The sequence below is a fragment of the Pedococcus sp. P2_D9 genome (assembly GCF_056404275.1).
In genome coordinates this window covers 117,499-137,856 of the sequence record NZ_JBFUEI010000010.1, presented here as the reverse complement: position 1 = coordinate 137,856, position 20,358 = coordinate 117,499, and the positions used below count along the sequence as shown (strand labels likewise).

The 20,358-nt window shown below is 70.6% G+C and carries 21 protein-coding genes; 16 read left to right on the top strand and 5 right to left on the bottom strand.

Annotated features, from left to right (window positions below):
- Window positions 1-17 precede the first annotated feature (17 nt).
- Window positions 18-656 (bottom strand): nitroreductase family protein, encoded by a 639-nt coding sequence (locus AC1DXJ_RS15365; protein ID WP_477637421.1) that lies wholly within the window; start codon window positions 654-656, stop codon window positions 18-20.
- Between the two features lie 127 nt (window positions 657-783).
- Between AC1DXJ_RS15365 and AC1DXJ_RS15360 the strand changes: the two genes are divergently transcribed.
- From AC1DXJ_RS15360 to AC1DXJ_RS15335, 6 genes are read left to right on the top strand one after another with little or no spacing between them, the layout of a single operon-like run.
- Window positions 784-1,323: an RNA polymerase sigma factor gene (locus AC1DXJ_RS15360; protein ID WP_477623650.1), complete on the top strand. Its 540-nt coding sequence runs from the start codon at window positions 784-786 to the stop codon at window positions 1,321-1,323.
- Complete coding sequence (locus AC1DXJ_RS15355) at window positions 1,320-2,768, top strand: beta propeller repeat protein (RefSeq protein WP_477637420.1); 1,449 nt, start codon at window positions 1,320-1,322, stop codon at window positions 2,766-2,768. Before AC1DXJ_RS15360 ends, AC1DXJ_RS15355 begins: the two co-directional genes overlap by 4 nt.
- 55 nt (window positions 2,769-2,823) lie before the next feature.
- A complete protein-coding gene (locus AC1DXJ_RS15350) occupies window positions 2,824-5,490 on the top strand; it encodes a bifunctional acetate--CoA ligase family protein/GNAT family N-acetyltransferase (protein ID WP_477637419.1) in 2,667 nt (888 codons plus the stop codon).
- 60 nt (window positions 5,491-5,550) lie between these two features.
- The gene (locus AC1DXJ_RS15345) at window positions 5,551-6,216 is read left to right on the top strand and encodes a DUF5998 family protein (protein ID WP_477613163.1); all 666 of its coding nucleotides are present in this window, start codon (window positions 5,551-5,553) and stop codon (window positions 6,214-6,216) included.
- 46 nt (window positions 6,217-6,262) lie between these two features.
- On the top strand, window positions 6,263-7,411 hold the full coding sequence (locus AC1DXJ_RS15340; RefSeq protein WP_477613162.1) for an alkaline phosphatase family protein: 1,149 nt from the start codon (window positions 6,263-6,265) through the stop codon (window positions 7,409-7,411).
- An 11-nt stretch (window positions 7,412-7,422) separates the two neighbouring features.
- A complete protein-coding gene (locus tag AC1DXJ_RS15335; RefSeq protein WP_477613161.1) occupies window positions 7,423-8,097 on the top strand; it encodes a thymidine kinase in 675 nt (224 codons plus the stop codon).
- Between the two features lie 43 nt (window positions 8,098-8,140).
- Here the strand turns inward: AC1DXJ_RS15335 and sepH are convergent, their stop codons facing one another.
- A complete protein-coding gene (gene sepH / locus AC1DXJ_RS15330) occupies window positions 8,141-9,388 on the bottom strand; it encodes a septation protein SepH (protein ID WP_477637418.1) in 1,248 nt (415 codons plus the stop codon).
- A gap of 127 nt (window positions 9,389-9,515) precedes the next feature.
- Between sepH and AC1DXJ_RS15325 the strand changes: the two genes are divergently transcribed.
- The 3 genes from AC1DXJ_RS15325 to AC1DXJ_RS15315 are packed head-to-tail and all read left to right on the top strand — an operon-like array spanning window position 9,516 to window position 12,155.
- Window positions 9,516-10,151, top strand: coding sequence for a trimeric intracellular cation channel family protein (locus AC1DXJ_RS15325; RefSeq protein ID WP_477613159.1), 636 nt, complete (start codon window positions 9,516-9,518; stop codon window positions 10,149-10,151).
- A 4-nt stretch (window positions 10,152-10,155) separates the two neighbouring features.
- Complete coding sequence (locus tag AC1DXJ_RS15320; RefSeq protein WP_477637485.1) at window positions 10,156-11,283, top strand: ferrochelatase; 1,128 nt, start codon at window positions 10,156-10,158, stop codon at window positions 11,281-11,283.
- A gap of 2 nt (window positions 11,284-11,285) precedes the next feature.
- Window positions 11,286-12,155 (top strand): inositol monophosphatase family protein, encoded by an 870-nt coding sequence (locus AC1DXJ_RS15315; protein ID WP_477637417.1) that lies wholly within the window; start codon window positions 11,286-11,288, stop codon window positions 12,153-12,155.
- A gap of 32 nt (window positions 12,156-12,187) precedes the next feature.
- Here the strand turns inward: AC1DXJ_RS15315 and AC1DXJ_RS15310 are convergent, their stop codons facing one another.
- Window positions 12,188-12,373 carry a hypothetical protein gene (locus AC1DXJ_RS15310; RefSeq protein WP_477613157.1) on the bottom strand — a complete coding sequence of 62 codons (186 nt, stop codon included), beginning with the start codon at window positions 12,371-12,373 and terminating at the stop codon, window positions 12,188-12,190.
- 346 nt (window positions 12,374-12,719) lie between these two features.
- Between AC1DXJ_RS15310 and AC1DXJ_RS15305 the strand changes: the two genes are divergently transcribed.
- The 5 genes from AC1DXJ_RS15305 to AC1DXJ_RS15285 all read left to right on the top strand — a co-directional run bounded on the left by AC1DXJ_RS15305 (window position 12,720) and on the right by AC1DXJ_RS15285 (window position 15,546).
- Window positions 12,720-13,019: a DUF4193 domain-containing protein gene (locus tag AC1DXJ_RS15305; RefSeq protein ID WP_056920802.1), complete on the top strand. Its 300-nt coding sequence runs from the start codon at window positions 12,720-12,722 to the stop codon at window positions 13,017-13,019.
- An 84-nt stretch (window positions 13,020-13,103) separates the two neighbouring features.
- Window positions 13,104-13,598 carry a dUTP diphosphatase gene (gene dut / locus AC1DXJ_RS15300; protein WP_477613156.1) on the top strand — a complete coding sequence of 165 codons (495 nt, stop codon included), beginning with the start codon at window positions 13,104-13,106 and terminating at the stop codon, window positions 13,596-13,598.
- Window positions 13,599-13,605: 7 nt separating this feature from the next.
- On the top strand, window positions 13,606-14,409 hold the full coding sequence (locus AC1DXJ_RS15295) for a DUF3710 domain-containing protein (RefSeq protein WP_477623657.1): 804 nt from the start codon (window positions 13,606-13,608) through the stop codon (window positions 14,407-14,409).
- Between the two features lie 8 nt (window positions 14,410-14,417).
- On the top strand, window positions 14,418-14,837 hold the full coding sequence (locus AC1DXJ_RS15290) for an OB-fold nucleic acid binding domain-containing protein (protein ID WP_477613154.1): 420 nt from the start codon (window positions 14,418-14,420) through the stop codon (window positions 14,835-14,837).
- Window positions 14,827-15,546: a DUF3159 domain-containing protein gene (locus AC1DXJ_RS15285; protein ID WP_477613153.1), complete on the top strand. Its 720-nt coding sequence runs from the start codon at window positions 14,827-14,829 to the stop codon at window positions 15,544-15,546. Before AC1DXJ_RS15290 ends, AC1DXJ_RS15285 begins: the two co-directional genes overlap by 11 nt.
- A gap of 40 nt (window positions 15,547-15,586) precedes the next feature.
- Here the strand turns inward: AC1DXJ_RS15285 and AC1DXJ_RS15280 are convergent, their stop codons facing one another.
- Together AC1DXJ_RS15280 and AC1DXJ_RS15275 are read right to left on the bottom strand one after the other, a co-directional pair.
- Complete coding sequence (locus AC1DXJ_RS15280) at window positions 15,587-16,270, bottom strand: potassium channel family protein (RefSeq protein WP_477613152.1); 684 nt, start codon at window positions 16,268-16,270, stop codon at window positions 15,587-15,589.
- Between the two features lie 26 nt (window positions 16,271-16,296).
- Window positions 16,297-16,965, bottom strand: coding sequence for a potassium channel family protein (locus AC1DXJ_RS15275; RefSeq protein WP_477613151.1), 669 nt, complete (start codon window positions 16,963-16,965; stop codon window positions 16,297-16,299).
- 55 nt (window positions 16,966-17,020) lie between these two features.
- Here AC1DXJ_RS15275 and AC1DXJ_RS15270 point away from each other — a divergent pair, with 55 nt between their 5' ends.
- Complete coding sequence (locus AC1DXJ_RS15270; protein WP_477613150.1) at window positions 17,021-19,054, top strand: APC family permease; 2,034 nt, start codon at window positions 17,021-17,023, stop codon at window positions 19,052-19,054.
- A complete protein-coding gene (locus tag AC1DXJ_RS15265; RefSeq protein ID WP_477637416.1) occupies window positions 19,051-20,349 on the top strand; it encodes a class I SAM-dependent RNA methyltransferase in 1,299 nt (432 codons plus the stop codon). Before AC1DXJ_RS15270 ends, AC1DXJ_RS15265 begins: the two co-directional genes overlap by 4 nt.
- Window positions 20,350-20,358 lie beyond the last annotated feature (9 nt).

The following is a 20,358-nucleotide window of genomic DNA, read 5'->3' as shown; positions in this document are numbered from 1 at the left end:
CCAATCTTGTCCCACGCCTAGATGGGGCCTGCCCCCGACTCGCCGCTGAAGTGCCCCCAGTGCACGACCTCGGCCACCTCGCGGCGCGGCCGGGTCCGGCTGGAGCCCTCGGTGCGGCGCAGCTCGTGGCCGAGGGCCACGACCCCCACCAGCCGCCGGTTCTCCGGTATGCCGTGGGCCCGCCGGACCGCTTCGTGCCGCGCCGGAGGGATGCCGAAGAACAGGGCCCCGAGGCCCTGGTCGACGGCGGCGAGCAACATGAGCATGGCCGCCATGCCCGTGTCGACGTCCCAGTAGGGCACCGGCCACCTGGTCGGGTCCCGGTCGGTCCAGCCCTTGTCGGGCTCGGCATACCGGTCGAGGTAGGTGTCGGGGTCGGAGAGGCACAGCACGAGGATCGGAGCGGACGACACCCCTGCCAACCAGCCGTCCGGGGGCGCGCCGGGCGGCAGGTCCGGGTCACGGGTGGCGTCCCAGAACCGGCGCCGGTCCTGGTCCTCGGCGAGGACGACGAAGTCCCAGCCCTGGCTGAAACCGGCGCTGGGAGCCCGCTGCGCGGCATACAGGACCGCCTCCAGGGCGGTGGGCGTGACCGGTCGGTCCGGGTCGAACCGCCGGACCATGCGGCGCCGCCGGATCACCTCTGCGAACTCCATGGGCCCATCCTGTCGTGGGGATCCGCCGTGGCGGTCGGGGGACCCCCACAGGCGGCTGCAAGACTGGCCGACGAACCCACCGCCCGAGCACTGCCAACCCGGGGCCGTCCTGCGGCGTCCACGAGGCATGACGACCATGGCCGCGGTGGCACTCACGGGAGGGGTGGCAGTGCCGGCGCGAGACCGCGTGGACGTGGAAGCGTCCGTTCGTGAGATCTACGACGTGCACTACGCACGCCTCGCCGGGTGGACCGCCAAGCTGGTCGGCGACACCGACCTGGCCCACGACCTGGCGACCGAGGCCTTCCTCAAGCTGTTCCGTGAGTTCGACCGGGTGGATGACCCGAGGCCCTGGCTCTACACCGTCACTGCCAACCTGGTGCGCGACCACTGGCGCAAGCGGGGGCGCGAGGCCGTCGCCTACCAACGTCACGAGGCTGGTCGCGACGACTTCACGACCGACGCCGACCACGCCACCAGGCTGACCGTCCGGGATGCCGTCGAGGCACTGCCCGACCGACTGCGGGTGGCCGTGATGCTGCACTACTTCGCCGACCTGCCCGTGGCCACCGTGGCCCGGCAGCTCGACAAGTCCGAGGGAACAATCAAGCGAGACCTGTTCGACGCGCGCCAGCGGATGGCGACGATGCTGGGAGAGATTCGATGAGCCCCGACCTGTCCGACCTGCCCGGCGCCGGGGAGCAGCGCGACCCCGTCGCGGACTTCTTCGCACGGGAGCGCGCCGACATCCGGGAGCTGCCTGCGGGGACCGACCGCTGGGAGGCGATCGTCGTCGAGGCCTCCCGGCCCCGCCGGCGCCACCTGATGCCCTACCTCGCGGGTGCCGCCGCAGTCGTCCTGGTCGGTGGTGTCGTCTGGGGCACGGGACGAGGACCGGGCACCGACCAGGCAGCCGACACCGCCAGCAGCACCTCGCCCGTGTCGACCGTCACGGTCTCCGAGACCGTGCGGCCGTCGGTCGTGGTGCCGCCGCCGTCGCAGGGGTCGTCCGGCGCCCCCAGCACGCCGGTCGGCCCGACCTCCCAGCCTGCCCCGAAGTCGTTCGGCATCGTGTCGATGTCCAATGCCGGCGGCAAGCACCTCTACGCCCTGGGATCGGCGACCTGTCCCAAGGGTGAGTGCACCGCCGTCATCGCTTCCGACGACGACGGGGCCACGTGGACGACGCGGGCCTCCTTCGAGACGCTCACGACACCCGGTGCGCGGACCACCCCCGATCGCGCCAACCAGCTGGTCGGGATCCGGTTCGCCAACGACAGGGTGGGCTACGTCTACGGCAGCAAGACCCTGCGCACCGCTGACGGTGGCCGCAGCTGGACCGACGTCGACGTCCGCGGCCGCACTGTCCTCTCGCTGGAGACGGACGGCACGCAGGTCTGGATGGTCACCGCCCGATCCTGTCAGCACGGCGCCGTCACCGGCCCGCGTGGCTGCGTGGGCCTCCAGCCGCGCACCGGGTCCATCGGGACGACCGGCACGGTGCCGGTGCAATTCTCCGGGATGCCGGTCGCCGGGGAGAACGCGTGGATCACGATGGACGGGTCCGACGCCTACTACAACGTCACCACGACCACCCCGACGGTGACCGGTCGGGCGATGCGTCTCACCGGGAACCTCGGAGTGCTGCCGTTGCCGAAGGGGTGTGCCGACGCCCAAGGACTGTGGGTCTTCGCAACGGCCAACACCCCGGGCACGCTCCTCGGCGTCTGCCCTTCGGCCACGAAGCCGGCGGAGGAGTATGCCCTTGCTGTCTCGGGCGACCACGGTGCCACCTGGAGCACCCGCCCGGCCCCCGGTCTGGGGCGACCGTCCATGGCGGGCATCTGGCTCACCGCGACCGATGCCAGGCACCTCGTGGCTGTTCGCCAGGGACTGCCCTCCAGCGCCGGAGTGGCGGACGAGCCCACGTCCCTGCTCACCAGCGGAGACGGCGGCGTGACCTGGACTCCTGTCAGGCTCGGCACAGTGGGGTCACCCACCTGGGCCGGAGCGGCAGGTGGTGGCCTGGTCTACGCCATCACGGGCGGGCTGGCCTACTGGCAGAGCGACGACTCGGGCGCGACCTTCGAGACCGTCTCCCTGCGCAGGTAACCGCGAGTTCGGTCCGCCCCGTCATGGCCCATCCACGGCATGACATGCTTTCGCCATGAGTGAGGCCTCGGCGCTTCCAGCCGGCTATCCGGCAGAGTGGGAGGCCGACGTCGTCCTGCGGGACGGGTCCGTGGCCCACCTGCGGCCGATCACCCCGAGCGACGTCGACGCCGTCCACCGGTTCCACGCCGGCCAGTCCGACGAGTCGATCTACATGCGCTTCTTCGCGCCGCTGCGCCAGCTCAGTGACCGCGACGTCACCCGGTTCACCAACGTCGACTACCACGACCGCGTGGCCCTGGTGGCCACCGTACGTGGCGAGATCATCGGCATCGGCCGCTACGACCGGATCACCCCGACCAGCGCCGAGGTGGCCTTCAACATCTCCGACCTCTACCAGGGCAAGGGGATCGGCTCGGTGCTGCTCGAGCACCTCGCAGTCATCGCCTGGGAGGCAGGGGTCGAGGAGTTCACCGCCGAGGTGCTGCCGCAGAACCGCAAGATGATCTCGGTGTTCTCGGATGCCGGCTACGAGGTCAGCCGCCACTTCGCGGACGGTGTCGTCTCCCTGACCTTCAAGATCCAGCCCACCGAACGCTCCGAGGCCGTCCGGCTCTCGCGCGAGCACCGGGCCGAGTCGGTGAGCATGCGTTCGGCGCTGTTCCCCGACTCCATCGCCGTGGTCGGGGCCAGCCGCCGGTCCGACTCGATCGGTCACCACATCCTCACCAACCTGATGTCGGCCGGCTTCAACGGCGTCGTCCACGCCGTCAACCGCGAGGCGATGGAGGTCCTCGGGCTCCCCGCCCACGCGCGGGTGTCCGACATCCCGGACGAGGTCGACCTCGCGATCGTCGCCGTGCCTGCCGGGGAGGTGCTCGACGTCGTCGCCGACTGCGCAGAGTCGGGGGTCAAGACCCTGCTGGTCGTCAGTGCCGGGTTCGCCGAGTCCGGCCCGCAAGGGGAGGAGCTGCAGTCCCAGCTCCTGGCCGCTGCCCGGGAGTCGGGCATGCGGGTGCTGGGACCCAACTCGTTCGGCGTGATCAACAACGACCCGGCGGTCCGGCTCAACGCCTCGCTGGCTCCCGAGCTGCCGCCCTCCGGTCGGCTGGGACTGTTCGCCCAGAGCGGGGCCCTCGGGATCGCGGTCCTCGCCTCCGCCGCCCGCCGAGGCCTCGGCATCTCGGTGTTCGCCTCCGCCGGCAACCGGGTCGACGTCTCGGGCAACGACTTCATGCAGTACTGGATCGACGACCAGAGCACGGACGTGGTGGGCCTGTACCTCGAGTCGATGGGCAACCCGCGCAAGTTCTCCCGCATCGCCCGGCGGCTGGCCTCGACCAAGCCGGTCATCGTGGTGAAGTCCGGCGTCTCGTCCTACGGCGTCCCGCCCGGGCATCGGGCCGGCTCGACGAGGGTCCGTCCCGAGGCCTTCGACGCGATGCTGCGCCAAGCAGGGGTGATCCGGGTGGAGAACGTCCACCAGATGTTCGACGTGGCCCAGCTCGTCGCCCACCAACCGCTGCCGCGAGGCAACCGGGTGGCCATCGTCGGCAACTCCGATGCCCTCGGGGCGCTGACCGCAGAGGCCTGCATCAGCTGGGGGCTCGACGTCGCCCACGGCCCGGTGTCGTTGCCGAGCGAGGCCCGTGGCGAGCAGTTCGCGGAGGCTCTGGCCGATGCTTTCGCCGACCCGGAGGTCGACAGCGTCCTCACCTGCTTCATCCCACCGCTGGTGACTCCCGACGAGGACGTTGCCACGGCGGTTCGCGATGCAGCCATGAAGAACGAAAAGCCCTGTCTGGCAACGTTCCTCGGCATGCGTGGTGTTCTCGAGAGACTGTCCGGCAACGCCATTGACGGGCGCCCCACAGTCGTGCCCGCCTACGCGATGCCCGAGGACGCCGTCCGCGCCCTCGCCGCCGCGACGAGGTATGCCGAGTGGCGGGCACGCGACCGCGGCGTAGCGGTCCATCCGGCGGGTATCGACCGCGAGGCCGCAGAGCTCCTCGTCGAACGCATCCTCGAAGAGTCGCCCGAAGGCCGACGGCTCACCCTCCAGGAGGTCACCGAGCTCCTGGCCGCCTACGGGATCGAGGTGTGGGGCAGCGTGCCCGCCCGCACGGTCGACGACGCCGTCGCCGCGGCGGGGGTGATCGGCTATCCGGTCGTCATCAAGTCGGTCGCACCGCTCATGCGCCACTCGCCGGGACTGAGCGGTATCCGGGTCGACCTTCGCACCGAGGCGCAGCTGCGCGAGGCCTTCGACGGGCTCAACGAGCGGCTGGCCCCGATGTCGGCCAACTCCTTCGTCGTGCAACGGATGGCCACGCCCGGCGTGTCGTGCGTGGTTCGAACCGACGAGGACCCGTTGTTCGGTCCGGTCGTCTCGTTCAGCATTGCCGGTCCGCCGACCGAGCTGCTCGGGGACATCGGTCATCGCATCCCGCCGCTGACCGACGTGGACGTGTCCGACCTGATCTCGTCGGTCAAGGCCTCACCGATGCTGCACGGCCACCGCGGTGCCGCCCCCGTGCACCGCGCCGCCCTGGCCGACCTCATCGCCCGCGTGTCGGTGCTCGCTGACAACCTGCCCGAGGTGTCCAGCCTCGTCCTGAACCCCGTCAATGCGCAGGTCGGGGGCGTCGACGTGCTCGGCGCCGAGGTCACCTTGGCGCCGACCCCGCGCCGCAAGGACCCGGGGCGTCGCACCCTCACCTAGACAGGCTGACTCGCGACCTGGCCGGAGCGCGGTGCGCCTCCCTAGGGCAAGATGGCACCCATGGGCTCCACCTCACCCCAGAATGCCGGCTCACAGAGCGCCGCCTCACCGGGTGCCGCTGCACAGGGCGCCGCCTCCAACGGCGCTTCCGTACCGCCGGCACCGCTACCCGTCGACCTCACGCGGGCGATCGAGCGGGCCGGCTACTACCCGGCCCTGGTGGCGGACGTCGTCCACGCGGCCCTGGGTGGCGAGGAGGTGGTGTCCCACCTGGTCCACCAGGAGACGACGTTCGACCACGACGTGGTTCGTCGCCACATCACCGTGCTCGCCCTCACCACCTCGAGGCTGGTGATCGCGCACGCGGACGACCACACCGACGAACGCCCGGGCCACGAGGACGTCGCCACGGCCACGACCGAGAGCGTCCCGTTGTCGGCCGTGCGCGGGGTGATGATCACCCACGTGGTGGCCCGCCCCCAGGAGTACCAGCCCGGATCCCTGGGCCGTGAGATCACGCTCACGCTGGGTTGGGGCGCCGTGAGCCGCATCGACCTGATGCCGGCCACCTGCGCCGACCCGGACTGCGAGGCCGACCACGGCTATGAGGGCAGCGTCGCCTCCGACGACATCTCGCTGCGGATCAGCGCCGACGCCGAGGGCGAGCCGGCCCTGCAGCAGGCCCTCAGCTTCGCCCGGGAGCTGTCGGCGAGCATCGGCAGCTGACGTGCCCCTCCCTCCCGAGGTCCGGCCCAAGGCGATGCCCTAGCCGATGCCACACGCGGGACTGCTCCCACCCCACTACGACGAGTCCGGGCTGGCCGGTGTGCTGCCCGCCGTTGCCGCGAGCCTCGGTGTCCGCAGGTATGCCGACCAGGCCCACCTCGCGCTGCCGGAGGCGCGACGCGCAATCGTCGTCCTCGTCGACGGTCTCGGCTATGAGCTGATCAGGCGACGCGGCGGACACGCTCCCTTCCTGCGCTCGCTGCTGCCCGCGGCATACCGCATCACGGCCGGCTTCCCGGCCACGACGGCGACGTCGATGGGGACGTTCGGCACCGGCCTGCCCCCGGGGTCGCACGGGCTGCTCGGGTACGAAGTCCTGGTGCCCGGTGAGGACCGGCTGGTCAACGAGCTCTCCTGGGAGGACGGTCCCGACCCGCTCACGTGGCAGCCACAGGAGACCGTGTTCGAGGTCGCCGAGGCGGCCGGGGTGTCGGTCACCCGGGTCGGGCCGGGCTTCTTCGACGGTTCGGGCCTGACGCGAGCGGCGTTGCGCGGCGGGAGGTTTCGAGCGGCTGACACGCTCGCGGACCGCGTGGACGCCTCGCTCGAAGCCGTGCGCTCCAGCGCCCGTGGGCTGGTGTACCTCTACTGGGGCGAGCTCGACAAGGTCGGCCACGTGTTCGGCTGCCAGTCCTGGGAATGGGGTGACGAGCTGGAGGCCATCGATGCCGAGCTCGGTCGGCTGGTGCGATCGGTGCCCAGCGACACGGCCGTGTACATCACCGCGGACCACGGCATGGTGGACGCCCCCCACGCCCTCCGGATCGACCTGGCGCACGACGAAGAGCTGGCCGCCGGCATCCGGCACGTGGGTGGCGAGCCACGCGCCCTCCAGCTCTACTGCGAGGACGGGGCGGCCGCTGACGTCGCCCAGACCTGGGCGGCCCGGGTGGGGGAGCGCGCCTGGATCCGGACGCGGGAGGAGGCAACCCGAGAGGGCTGGTTCGGGCCGGTCAGCGACGTGAACCGGCCACGCATCGGCGACCTGGTCGTGGCGATGCGGGACAACTTCGCGATCGTCGACTCGCGTCGCGCCAGGCCACAGCTCCTGGCGCTGCTCGGGCTGCACGGCTCGCTGACGCCCGAGGAGTCCGCCGTGCCGTTGTTCCATGTCGCAGCGCGCGACAACGCCTAAGGTGTCCTCTCGTGGCTGAGCTCGTCTTCTTCTCCGGGACCATGGACTGCGGCAAGTCGACCCTTGCCCTCCAGATGGACCACAACCACCAGGCCCGCGGCAGGTCCGGCCTGATCTACACCAAGCTCGACCGCGCCGGGACGGACGTGCTGTCCTCGCGGCTCGGGCTGTCCACGGCCGCCCACGAGGTCAGTGACGATCTCGACTTCTGGGATGCGGTGGTCGAGCAGGCCACGAGCGGGCTGCGCGTCGACTACCTCATCTGCGACGAGGTGCAGTTCTACACCCCTGCGCAGGTCGAGCAGCTCGCGAAGCTCGTCGACGAGATGGGCATCGACGTGTTCGCCTTCGGCATCACGGCCGACTTCCGCACCCAGCTGTTCCCGGGGTCGCGCAGGATGATCGAGCTCGCCGACCAGGTCCAGGTGCTTCAGGTGCAGGCCCTGTGCTGGTGCGGCCGTCGTGCCACCCACAACGCCCGCGTGGTGGACGGCGTGATGGTGGTCGAGGGCGAGCAGGTCGTGGTCGGCGACACCAAGCCCGGCAGCGAGACCCTCGTCGAGTACGAGGTGCTCTGCCGCCGCCACTTCATGCGCCGGATGAACTCGGCCGCCGCCCGTGCGGCTGCGGCCTCACCCGACGTCCTGCCGTTCGACCTCGACGTCTGCCCGGTCCCGCAGGGCTGAGTGCCGTTCCCGCAGGGCTGAACGCTGTTCCTGGACCACGCCCTCAGTCGCGCGGCTTGGCCCCGAACATGACGTCGTCCCAGCTGGGGACGCTGCGGCGAGCGGGCCTCTTGGAGGCCCCGGCAGCCCCGGCGGCTGCCTTGCGGGGTGCCCGGTCCTCCCGCGCTTCGTCCTGGTCCTGGTCCTGGTCGTGGTCGTGGTCATGGTCATGGTGTGCCTCGGCGCGCTCACGCGGTGCCTCGACCTCGGGCTCGGCGTCCAGGTCGCCGCGCGCGTTCGCTTCGGGCCCGTCGCCCAGCTCGGGCCCACTGTCCGCCTCCGACGGGACGACAGCCGGCAGCACGTCGTCGCCGATGGCGCTGTCCGGGTCGTCGAGGGGGTGCGGACCCTTGGCTCCCGGCGGCGGCGGCATCGACTCCGGGTCGTAGGCGAGGTCCTCGAGGGGGAGGGCGTCGTGGCGGGGTGCATCGTCGACGGGGGTATGGGTCGGGGGGTTCTTGCGTCGACGGGGCCGGCCACGGTGCGAGGCACGCTCACGCATGGCCGACATCAGGTCCAGCGGTTCGTCGGTGGAGGAGGACGACCCACCGCGGGGGGCCGGGTGGCGGGCCGACCCGACGCCGCCTTCGGCCTCGACGTCGTAGACGGTCGTCGTGCGGACCGGTGCGGACACGAGGTGGGGAGCCGGGAGCGGGGAGGTGGTCCCGGAGGCGTCCTCCTCGCTGAGCCAACGGGCCTCGTCGTCAACGGCCGCGACGGTACGCGCCTGCACGTCGAAGGACCAGCGGGCCTGCCGCTCGCGGCCACCGGCGGGAAAGGTGAGGATGACGGTCCAGTCGCCTTCGGTGCTGCGAGCCGCGTCCCACTCCGCCGCGCCGGGGTCGACCCCTCGTCCGGACAGCCGCTGGCTCACCCGGGCGGACAGGGTCGGTGCACTGGCACCGCTCGCGCTGCGCCCGCGCAGTCGCACGGCGCGGGCCAAGCCGGCGACGTACTCACGTTCGGCCAGGATCGGGCCCTCGTAGCGGCGCACCTTCTCGACCGGCCAGCCGGACCGTCCCGCCACCTCCTCGGCCGACAGGCCACCTCGGATCAGTGCCTGGACCTCGCGGGGACGCATGCCTCCGTCGATCTCGATCTGCAGCTGACCCAGCCGAGGCCGGTCGCGACGAGCAGCTGCGCGCAGTGGTTCGTCGAGCTGGACACGGAAGTGTTCCCCCTCGGAGTCGGACAGCAACAGGTGCTGGCCGTCATCCTGCACTCCGATCAGCCGCAAATCCCGCATTGCCATCGTCTCCAGTATCGGCGTGGTCTCCCGTATCGCCCTCGCTCGTGGATCGGGCACCGTGCTGCTGACTCTGCCATCCCCGAGGTCGAGGCGAAAGCGCCCACGCCGCAACGGTAGTTTTGACCTCGCGATGCTGACCTTCGACGCACACCTCCAACTGGCACTCGACCTCGTCGGGGTGTTCGCCTTCGCGCTGTCCGGGGGCCTGGTGGCGGTGAAGAAGCGCCTCGACCTCTTCGGAGTGCTCGTCCTGGCCGGTGCCGCAGCCCTCGGGGGCGGCGTCATGCGCGACATCCTCATCGGCGCGCTGCCGCCGGTGGGCATCTCTGACTGGCGACTCCTCACGTCCGCGCTGGTCGCCGGGCTCGTGACGTTCCTCTACCACCCGGGCGTGGAACGGATCTCGCGCTTCGTCCGGGTGCTCGACGCAGCCGGACTGGCGGTGTTCGCCATCGGCGGCTCGCTCAAGGCGCTGGGTGCGGGAATGGACCCGCTCACCTCCGTCTTCGTCGGAGGCATCACCGCGGTGGGCGGGGGCATCGTCCGCGACGTGCTGGCCGGCCAGGTGCCGGAGGTGCTGCGTCGCGAGATGTACGCGCTGCCGGCCCTGCTCGGCTCGGTCCTCATCGTCACGGCCCACCACTTCGACGCCATCAACCCGTTCGTCATCTGGGGGTGTGTCGCCCTCGTCTTCGGTATGCGGATGGTGGCGGTCGTCCTCGACGTCCACGCCCCCAAGCCCCTTCGGACTGGAGACCACACATGAACGGCTGCCTGACGTGACCACTGACCCAGGACCCCTCGAGCCCTACGACGGCATCCTCCTGCTGTCCTTCGGTGGACCGGAGAAGCCCGAGGACGTGCTGCCGTTCCTGCGAACGGTGACCGCAGGCAAGAACATCCCCGACGAGCGGCTCGAGGAGGTCGGGGAGCACTACTACGGCTTCGGCGGCCGCAGCCCCATCAACGAGCAGAACCGAGCGCTGCTGGCCGCGTTGCGCGCCGAGCTGGACCGGCGCGAGATCGACACCCCGATCGTCTGGGGCAACCGCAACTTCACCCCTTTCACGGCAGAGGCACTTGCGCAGGCGCACGACCAGGGCCTGCGGCGCCTGGTCACCGTCGTCACCAGTGCCTACTCGTCCTACTCCTCCTGCCGGCAGTACCGCGAGGACCTGGCTGCCGCGCAGCAGACGGTGGCCGAGGTAGGCATGACGATCGAGCTGGACAAGGTCCGCCCCTACTCCAACCACCCGGGCTTCGCCCGCGCGAACACCCGGCTGGTCACCGAGGCAGTGCGCGCTGTCCTGCGCGACGGAACGCCGGCTGCCGGGATCCGGTTGCTGTTCGTCACCCACTCGATCCCAACTGCGATGGACGACACCTCCGGACCAGGTGACTCGGAGGGCAACGCCTACAGCCGACAGCACCTCGCCCTCGGGGCCGCCATCGCCGACGAGGTCAACGCGACCCTCGACACCGACCTCACCGGGGAGCTCGTCTTCTGCTCCCGATCAGGCCCCCCGACGCAGCCCTGGCTCGAGCCGGACGTCAACGACCGCCTCGAGGAGCTGGCACAGGACGGGGCCACCGTGGTGGTGGTGGCGCCCATCGGCTTCGTCTCCGACCACATGGAGGTCGTCTACGACCTCGACACCGAGGCTGCCGCCACGGCGCAGCGGCTCGGGCTGCGCCTCGTGCGTGTGCCCACGGTGGGTGTCGATGCGGAGTTCGTGTCCGGACTGGTCGACCTCGTCCTGGAGAGAGCCGCCCAGGCGCGCGGCGAGGAGCCGGCGACACCCGTGTGGCCCGGTCGCGAGGCGATGCCGTCCACCTGTGCCCCGGGGTGCTGCCCCAACCTGCGCGACGCCAGGCCGGCCCTGTGCGGGCGGGACTGACCATGGGCCTCCACGCACCGGACGCCGCGACCCTCGAGGCCCTCGAGCGCCTTGCCGTCGAGGTGTGCCTGGAGGCGGGGCGACTCGTCGTCGACGAACGTCCCGCCAACCTCAGCGTCGCCAAGACCAAGAGCACAGCCACCGACGTCGTCACGATCATGGACCAGCGGGCTCAGGACCTGTTGCGCTCCCGGCTGCACGACGCCCGGCCCCAGGACGGCTTCCTCGGCGAGGAGGAGGGCGGCACGGATGGCCGATCGGAGATCACCTGGGTGGTCGACCCCATCGACGGCACGGTCAACTACCTCTACGGCATTCCTTCGTATGCCGTGTCCGTGGCGGCCGTCGTCGGTGACCCGACCACGCCGGGGGCGTGGCGACCGGTGGCCGGGGCTGTCGTCAACCCGGTGACCGGTGAGCTGTTCCACGCCCGGGTCGGCGCGGGGTCGTGGCTTCGGGTGGGGGACTCGACGGGGACCCGGCTGGAGATCGGTAACCCGCCCCAGCTCGGTCACGCCCTCGTCGGCACGGGTTTCGGCTACGACCCGTTGCGTCGCGACTGGCAGGCCCGCGTGCTGCTCGAGGTCCTGCCGCAGATCCGCGACATCCGCCGGATCGGGAGTGCCGCGCTCGACATCTGCTCGGTCGCCGCGGGGGGCCTGGACGGCTACTACGAGCGGGGGCTCAACCCGTGGGACATGGCCGCGGCGTGGCTGGTGCTCACCGAGGCCGGAGGCGTGTTCTCCGGCCTCGGCTCCGAACCACCCAGCGAGGGGATGGTGGTCGCCGCGGCGGCCACGCTGCATACCGAACTGCACGAGGTGGTGCTGCGCGCGACCGAGCTGGCCGGCTCCGAGGTCACCGGCGGCTAGCCGCGCGGTGCGCTGGAAGGCCTGACGGTTGGTCAGGCTGCGCTGTAGTTGGTGAGCTCGGGGATGCGCAGGCCGTGCTCGTCCGCGAGGCGGGCCAGGCTCTCGAGCTCGGCTTCACGGACGGTGGCGAGGTAGTCGTCGCCGGACTCCTGGGCTGTGCGCAGGGACTGTGCTGCGCGGGCGGCGCGCTGGGTGATTTCGGTGTGGAACTCGGTCATCGTGCACCCCTCTCTTCGTCATTTCACGAGTCGGGTCGGCCGGGCCGGAGGTGAGGACTCTACGGGTACACCCGGCATTCGTGGGAGTTGGGGCTGCCCGATCTGGATGAATCTTGGGTGAACCCAGACCTGCGCTTGGCCGCGGCGTGGCACGTACCGCAGGGGTCGCGAGAGGCACTGGAGGGCCGAATCTGGACCCGATGGTGACGTGGCGCCCCGGATAGGGCACAATCCCCGCCTGCGGTGGGCACAAAACCGCAGGCACCAGCGTTAACACCGGCGACTCGTCTTTCCGATGCACGGGGAGACACAGATCACCGACACAACAGGGAGAGCGACAGCGACCATGGCGACTGACTACGACGCGCCGCGCAAGACCGACGACGAGCTGTCCGAGGACTCGATCGAGGAGTTGAAGTCCCGCCGCGTCGACAAGAGCGCGTCCAGCGTGGACGTCGACGAGACCGAGCAGGCCGAGGGCTTCGAGCTGCCTGGTGCGGACCTGTCCGGTGAAGAGCTCTCGGTGCGGGTCATTCCGCGCCAGTACGACGAGTTCACCTGCTCACGGTGCTTCCTCGTGCACCACCGCAGCCAGCTCGCTTCCGAGTCCGGCGGCCAGATGGTGTGCCGGGAGTGCGCCGCGTAGGTGAGCGGTGACACCGTGAGCCGCCCCCCGGGTGACACGATCCGTGACACGGGGACGATCGGTGCCGAGATAGGGTCAGTCCACGTGACTGGCCCTTCTCTCGTTCCCCCGTCGACGGTCCCGGTCGGCGTGCGCCGCCTCGACGCCGGGCTGCCACTTCCGTCCTACGCCCACCCCGGCGATGCAGGAGCGGACCTGTGCGCCGCCGCCGACCTCACCCTCGAGCCGGGGGAGCGCAGCCTGGTCCCCACCGGGGTGGCACTGGCGATCCCGGACGGCTGGGTCGGCCTCGTCCACCCCCGCTCCGGCCTGGCGGCCAAGCACGGGATCAGCATCGTGAACGCCCCGGGCACGGTCGATGCGGGCTACCGGGGCGAGATTCTCGTCAACCTGATCAACCTCGACCCGCGTGACGCCTTCACGGTCCGTCGTGGCGACCGCATCGCCCAGCTGGTGGTCCAGCAGGTCGCGCGGGTGGAGTTCCTCGAGGTTGATTCGCTCGAAGCCACCTCACGGGGCGACACTGGACACGGTGCCAGTGGCGGCTTCGGCGACCACACCCAGACAACGAAGGACTGACACACCAGTGGGCATTTTCCGACGAGGCAAGAACACCGACGCGGCTGACGTGGAGGACCTTGACCAGCCCGTCGACGAGACGGTGGAGGAACCGGTCGACGCGACCGTTGACGACTCCGTCGACACGGTCGAGCGGCCCGGGGCCCAGGGGCCGTTCGACTCCACGGAGGTCGACGTCGACGGCGACGGACGGCTGGACCTCGGTGCCCTGCGCATCCAGGGGGTCCCGGGCATGGAACTGCGTCTGGAGGTCGACGAGGCGGCCAACCAGGTGGTCGGCGCCACTGCCGTCATCGGTGACTCCGCGGTGCAGATCCAGGCCTTCGCCGCGCCCAAGACGTTGGGCATCTGGGACGACATCCGCGCCGAGATCGCCGAGTCGATCCTGGCCCAGGGCGGCACCGCCGACGAGGCCCGCGGTCCGTTCGGCACGGAGCTGCGCACGAGAATGCCCTCTGCCGGGCCTGATGGGCGCACCGTCTTCGCCCCCGCCCGTTTCGCCGGGGTGGATGGACCCCGATGGTTCCTGCGGGCGGTCTTCTCCGGCCGTGCCGCCATCGAGGACGAGGCGGCGGCGCCCCTGCTGGAGGTCGTGCGGAGCACCGTCGTCGTCCGTGGCGACGCCGCGATGGCGCCCCGCGAGATGCTGTTGCTCAAGCTTCCTGAGCAGATCGAGGTGCCTGAGGTCGACGGTGCCCAGGCCGGTGGTTCGCCGGCCGACGTCGACAGTGCCGACGCGCAGCGGGCATCCGGACACGTCGACGACCTCAAGCCCTTCGAGCGGGGTCCCGAGATCACCGAGGTCAGGTAGGACACATCATGGCCACCAAGCAGCCCAGCACCGTCGCCCAGCATCCTGCGCACGGCCGCAAGTCGGCGTTGTCCCGGCTCGGGGAGCGGCTCACCAAGTCGGTCACCCAGATCGAGGCCGACGAGCTCAAGGAGGATGCCGCCCGGATGGGCTGCACCCCCATGTCCGACCTGTTGGACCGCCAGGAGGCGACCGTGTCGGGCACGGTACGTGCGGTGACCCTGCGCCCCCGCGTCAACGTCCCTGCGCTCGTGATCGACCTCTACGACGGCAGCCGCACCATCAACCTCATCTGGCTGGGGCGGCGGACCATCGGTGGCATCCAGCCGGGCACTTACCTGCGCGCCCACGGACGGGTGACCTACAGCCGCGGCATCCCCACGATCTTCAACCCCTCCTACGAGATCGTCCCGCTGCGTGCCCACTGAACTGAGCTCCGGCGCCACCGTCGAGGAGCTCATCCGCCATCGCCTGTCGACCGCCCTGGGTGGTTGGCGCGGCTCCGTGGAGACGGCCCTGCCCACTGTGGCCTTCGTCGTCCTGTGGGTGTGGCGCCAGGACCTGACGACGGCCATCGTCGCCTCGGTGGTGGTGACCGTGGTCCTTGCCGTGGTGCGGATCGTGCAGCGGCAGAGCCTCCAGTACGTCCTCTCGGCCGTGTTCCCCACGGCCATCGCGGCCTTCTTCGCCCTGCGCAGCGGTCGCGCCCAGGATGCCTTCCTGCCCGGCATCATCTGGAATGCCGTGATGCTCGCGGTGGCGACCGTGTCCGTCGCGGTCCGGTGGCCGCTGGTCGGCTTCATGGTCGGCGCCGGTGACCCGCGGATGGCCGACGACCCGGTCGGCTGGCACCGCGACCGCGGGCTGGTCCGGGTCTGTCAGCGGCTGACCCTGGTCCTGGTCGGCCTGTTCGTCCTGCGGTTGCTCATCATGGTGCCGCTCTACCTGGCGGAGCAGGTGGCCCTCCTGGGCGTCGCGAAGGTCGTCCTCGGGTGGCCCCTGTGGCTGGCAGGCGTCGGCGTGATGGGCCTGTTGCTGGTCAAGGGACACACGCCGCCAGAGCTCGACGACGGGACGATGGACGACTCCGAGACGCAGGAGCCCGTCGCGTCGGACGAGTCAGAGCTGCGAGCCTGAGCCGGCCGAGCACCCGGGCGACCGAGCGCGGGGGCTCAGGTCACTCCTCGCCGCGCGGGACCCGCTGACCCGGGCTGAGCATCGCCTCGAGCTCGTCCTCGAACTCGGGCGTCGAGATGAACAGCAGCTCGTCGTGCGGCTCGAGCGAGTCGTCCCTGCTGGGGGCGATGGGGTGGTCCTCGCGGATGATCCCGACCAGCACGGTCTCTCCCGGGAACGCCACGTCACCGACGCGCTTGCCCGCATATGGGCTCTCGGGGGGCAGGGTCAGCTCGACCATCGTGGCCTTGCCCTGCTGGAACTGGAAGATGCGGACGAGGTCACCGACGCTGACGGCCTCCTCGACGAGCGCGGTCATGAGGCGTGGGGTGGACACCGCGACGTCGACCCCCCAGGCCTCGTCGAACATCCACTCGTTCTTGGGGTTGTTGACGCGGGCGACCGTACGCGGCACACCGAACTCGGTCTTGGCCAGCAAGGAGACCACGAGGTTCACCTTGTCGTCACCGGTCGCCGCGACGACCACGTCGCACTCGGCCAGGCCGGCCTCGTGCAGGGCCGTGATCTCACAGGCGTCGGCGAGGAGCCAGTTGGCATCCGGGATCTTGCTTGCCTGGACGTCCTTGCGCTCCCGGTCCATGAGGAGCACCTGGTGGCCGTTGTGGAGGAGCTCGCGGGCGATCGAGCGGCCCACGCTGCCTGCCCCGGCGATGACGACGCGCATGCTTCTTCCTTACGGCTCGGTCTGGCTCAGTGCTCGGTCACGAGGGGCGGTGAGTCAAGGGTGCGCTCGACGGAGGCGAGCTCGCTCGCGAGGCTCGCGAGGTGGAGCAGGTCTCCCTCCTGGAAGACGCTGTCGGTCCCCGGCAGGATCGCGGCACCCAGCCGCGTCAGGTAGGCCGCTCGGCTGCCGGTGGCCTCCTCGAGCTCACTGATGCGGTGGCCCACCCAGGCAGGGTTGACCGTCACCTCGGCGATGACCACGTTGCCGGACGGGTCGACGAGCTCGGGGACGTGTCCCTGGGGGAGCAGCCGGCGCAGCATCTGGTCGGCCGTCCACTTCACCGTCGCCACGGTGGGTATGCCGAGCCGCTGGTAGACCTCGGCGCGACCGGGGTCGTAGATGCGCGCGACCACGTGCTCGACACCGAAGGTCTCGCGGGCCACGCGGGCCGCGAGGATGTTGGAGTTGTCACCACTCGAGACAGCCGCGAACGCGTAGGCGTCAGCGATCCCGGCTTCGTGGAGGGTGTCCCGGTCGAACCCCACGCCGGTGACCCTGCGACCCTCGAAGGCGGACCCCAGCCGACGAAAGGCCGACTCCTCCTGGTCGATGATCGCGACGTCGTGGCCCTGGCTCTCGAGGCTGAGCGCGAGGGAGGAGCCCACTCGGCCGCAGCCCATGATGACGAAGTGCACGACGCCGACGCTACACCGCGGCCTCCGGCGTCCGCAGGGCGCCGCGCAGCCGTGGATGGCGCGCCCTAGAGTGTTGGCCGTGCCCACCTCTGGACGTGTCGTCAAGCGCGTGCTCGTCGGACGCGCGATGCGCAGTGACCGTCTGGGCGAGACGCTGCTCCCCAAGAGGCTCGCCCTCCCGATCTTCGCGAGCGACGCGCTGTCGTCGGTCGCCTATGCGCCGGACGAGATCTTCCTGACCCTGGGACTCGCAGGCGGCTTCCTCGCCCTGACCCACTCGTGGCAGATCGGGCTGTGCGTGGTCGGCGTCATGCTGGTCGTGGTCGCGTCCTACCGACAGAACGTCCACGCCTACCCCTCGGGTGGTGGCGACTACGAGGTGGCCACCACCAACCTCGGGCCGAAGGCTGGTCTGACGGTGGCCGCGGCGCTGCTGGTCGACTACGTGCTGACGGTGGCGGTGTCGATCTCCTCGGGCGTCCAGAACGCCGCGGCCGCGCTGCCGTTCATCCGCGGCCACGAGGTGATCGTGGCGGTCGGTCTGGTCGCGTTGCTGACGGCCATGAACCTGCGTGGGGTTCGCGAGTCGGGCAAGGCCTTCGCCATTCCGGTCTATGCCTTCATGGCGAGCGTCCTCGGAATGGGCGTCGTCGGGCTGGTCCGGGAGGTCGGCGGGACGCTGCCCCAAGCCGAGAGCGCCAGCCTGACCCTCGCCCCGGAGAAGGGCTTCGCGTCGCTGGGCAGCTTCGCCATGATGTTCCTGCTCCTGAGGGCCTTCTCCTCGGGCTGTGCGGCGCTCACGGGTGTCGAGGCGATCTCCAACGGCGTTCCGGCCTTCAAGAAGCCCAAGTCCCGGAACGCCGCGACCACGCTGCTGCTGATGGGGCTGGTCTCGATCACCATGTTGATGTCGATGCTCGTCCTGGCGAAGTGGACCGGCATCAAGTTCGCCGAGGACCCCCACACGCAGCTGCTGAAGCCGGACGGTCGGCCAGTCCCCGCCGACTACGTCCAGGACACGATCATGGGGCAGGTGTCCAAGGCGGTGTTCTCCGGCTTCCACCCCGGCGTGATCATCGTCTCGATCGTCGCGGGGCTGATCCTCATCCTGGCCGCCAACACGGCCTTCAACGGCTTCCCGGTGCTGGGCTCGATCCTCGCCAAGGACGGCTACCTGCCCCGTCAGCTGCACACCCGCGGCGACCGGCTGGCCTTCTCCAACGGCATCCTCATCCTGGCCGGCGCCGCCGCGCTGCTCATCGTCATCTACCACGCCGAGGTCACCAAGCTCATCCAGCTCTACATCGTCGGTGTCTTCGTGTCGTTCACCCTCAGCCAGACGGGCATGATCCGGCACTGGAACCGGCACCTGCGGCTGGAGCGCGACGGCGCGGAGCGGCGCAAGATGATGCGGAGCAGGGTGATCAACGCGATCGGCGCCACGATGTCCGGGGTGGTCCTCGTCGTGGTGCTGCTCACCAAGTTCGTCCACGGCGCGGGCTACGCCATCGCCGCGATGATCGTGATCTTCTTCATCATGCTGCGCATCCGCAAGCACTACGAGCGGGTTCGCGACGAGCTGCGCCTCAGCGAGGACGACCTCGACGCCCAGCTGCTGCCGAGCCGCGTGCACGCGATCGTCCTCGTCTCCAAGATCCACAAGCCCACCCTGCGCGCGCTCGCCTACGCCCGCGCCACCCGGCCGTCCAAGCTCGAGGCCATCACGGTCAACGTGGAGCCGGATGAGACCAAGGCGCTGCAGGAGGAGTGGGACCGCCGCGACATCCCTGTGCCCCTCAAGGCACTGGACTCGCCCTATCGCGAGATCACCCGTCCTGTCGTCGAGTACGTCAAGTCCCTGCGGTCCGGCCATCCCCGGGACGTGGTCGTCGTCTACATCCCGGAGTACGTCCTGGGCAAGTGGTACGAGCAGGTGCTGCACAACCAGAGCGCCCTGCGGCTCAAGGGCCGGCTGCTCTTCACACCCGGTGTCATGGTGGCCAGCGTCCCGTGGCAGCTGGCCTCCTCCCAGGGGGCAGAGGAGCGGTTCGACGGCCCGACCGCGGGCTCGGTCCGACTCGGCCAGTGAGCGCTCCTCCGACCACACCAGCTGCCCTCGCCGTCGGCGACGTCGTGGTGCTCGACATCGGCCCTGTGGCCCATGGCGGCTTCTGCGTGGCCAGGCACGAGGGCCGCGTCGTGTTCGTCCGTCACGCGTTGCCGGGGGAGCGCGTCCACGCGCAGGTCACCGAGGCGCGCGAGGGTCAGCGCTTCGTGCGGGCCGACTGCGTCGAGGTGCTCGAGGCCAGCCCGCACCGGGTCGTCCCGCCCTGTCGGTATGCCGCGCCGGGACTGTGCGGCGGCTGCGACTTCCAGCACGCAGAGCTTTCCTACCAGCGCGAGCTCAAGACCGCTGTCGTCCGAGAGCAGTTCTCCCGGCTCGCCAAGCGGGACGTCGACGTGGCCGTCGATCCGCTGCCGGGCGACGATGCCGGACTCGGGTGGCGCACCCGGGTGGAGTTCGCCGTCGACGACGCCGGTCGGGCCGGGCTGAGGGGGAGCCGGTCCCACGATGTCATTCCCGTCGAGTCCTGCCTCATCGCGGACCCCCGCGTCGTGGCGACCGGTGTGCTGGCCAAGGACTGGTCCGGCGAGGTGGCCGTCGACGTCGCGGCACCGTCCGAGGGCGAGGCCGTCGTCGTCCCCGTCCCCTCCGGTGAGGCGGATGCTCCAGTCGTCACGGAGCGCGTTGCAGCACAAAGCTTCTCGGGCAGCTTCGAGGTGTCGGCTCGCGGTTTCTGGCAGGTCCACCCAGGGGCGGCCGCGACTTTCGTCGACACCGTGACCGACATGCTCGCCCCCAAGCCGGGTGAGACCGCACTCGACCTGTATGCCGGGGTGGGACTCTTCGCGGCGGCCCTGGCCGAGCGCGTGGGGGAGTCGGGCAAGGTCGTCGCCGTGGAGTCCGACACCCAAGCCGTGGCCTCGGCGGCGGGCAACCTCGCGGCATACCCGTCGGTGGTCGTGGTGCGGGCGCGAGTGGACGACGCGTTCGGTGTGCCACGGGCGCACCGGTCGGGCCCCGCGCGCAACCGCGCACAGCGTTCGCGCAAGCTGCGGCGTCACCCCTTGCTGCCTCTGCGCGCAGACCTCGTCGTGCTCGACCCGCCACGCACCGGAGCCGGCCGCGCCGTCGCCGCCCAGGTGGCGGCTCTGGGGCCCCGGGCGATCGCCTACGTCGCCTGCGACCCCTCGGCGCTGGCGCGGGACACAGCATTCCTCGCGGAGGAGGGGTACCGGCTGGGCGAGCTCCGGGCCTTCGACGCCTTCCCGATGACCCACCACGTCGAGTGCATCGCCCTGTTCGAGAGGACCGGTGCGTGATGCCGGGAA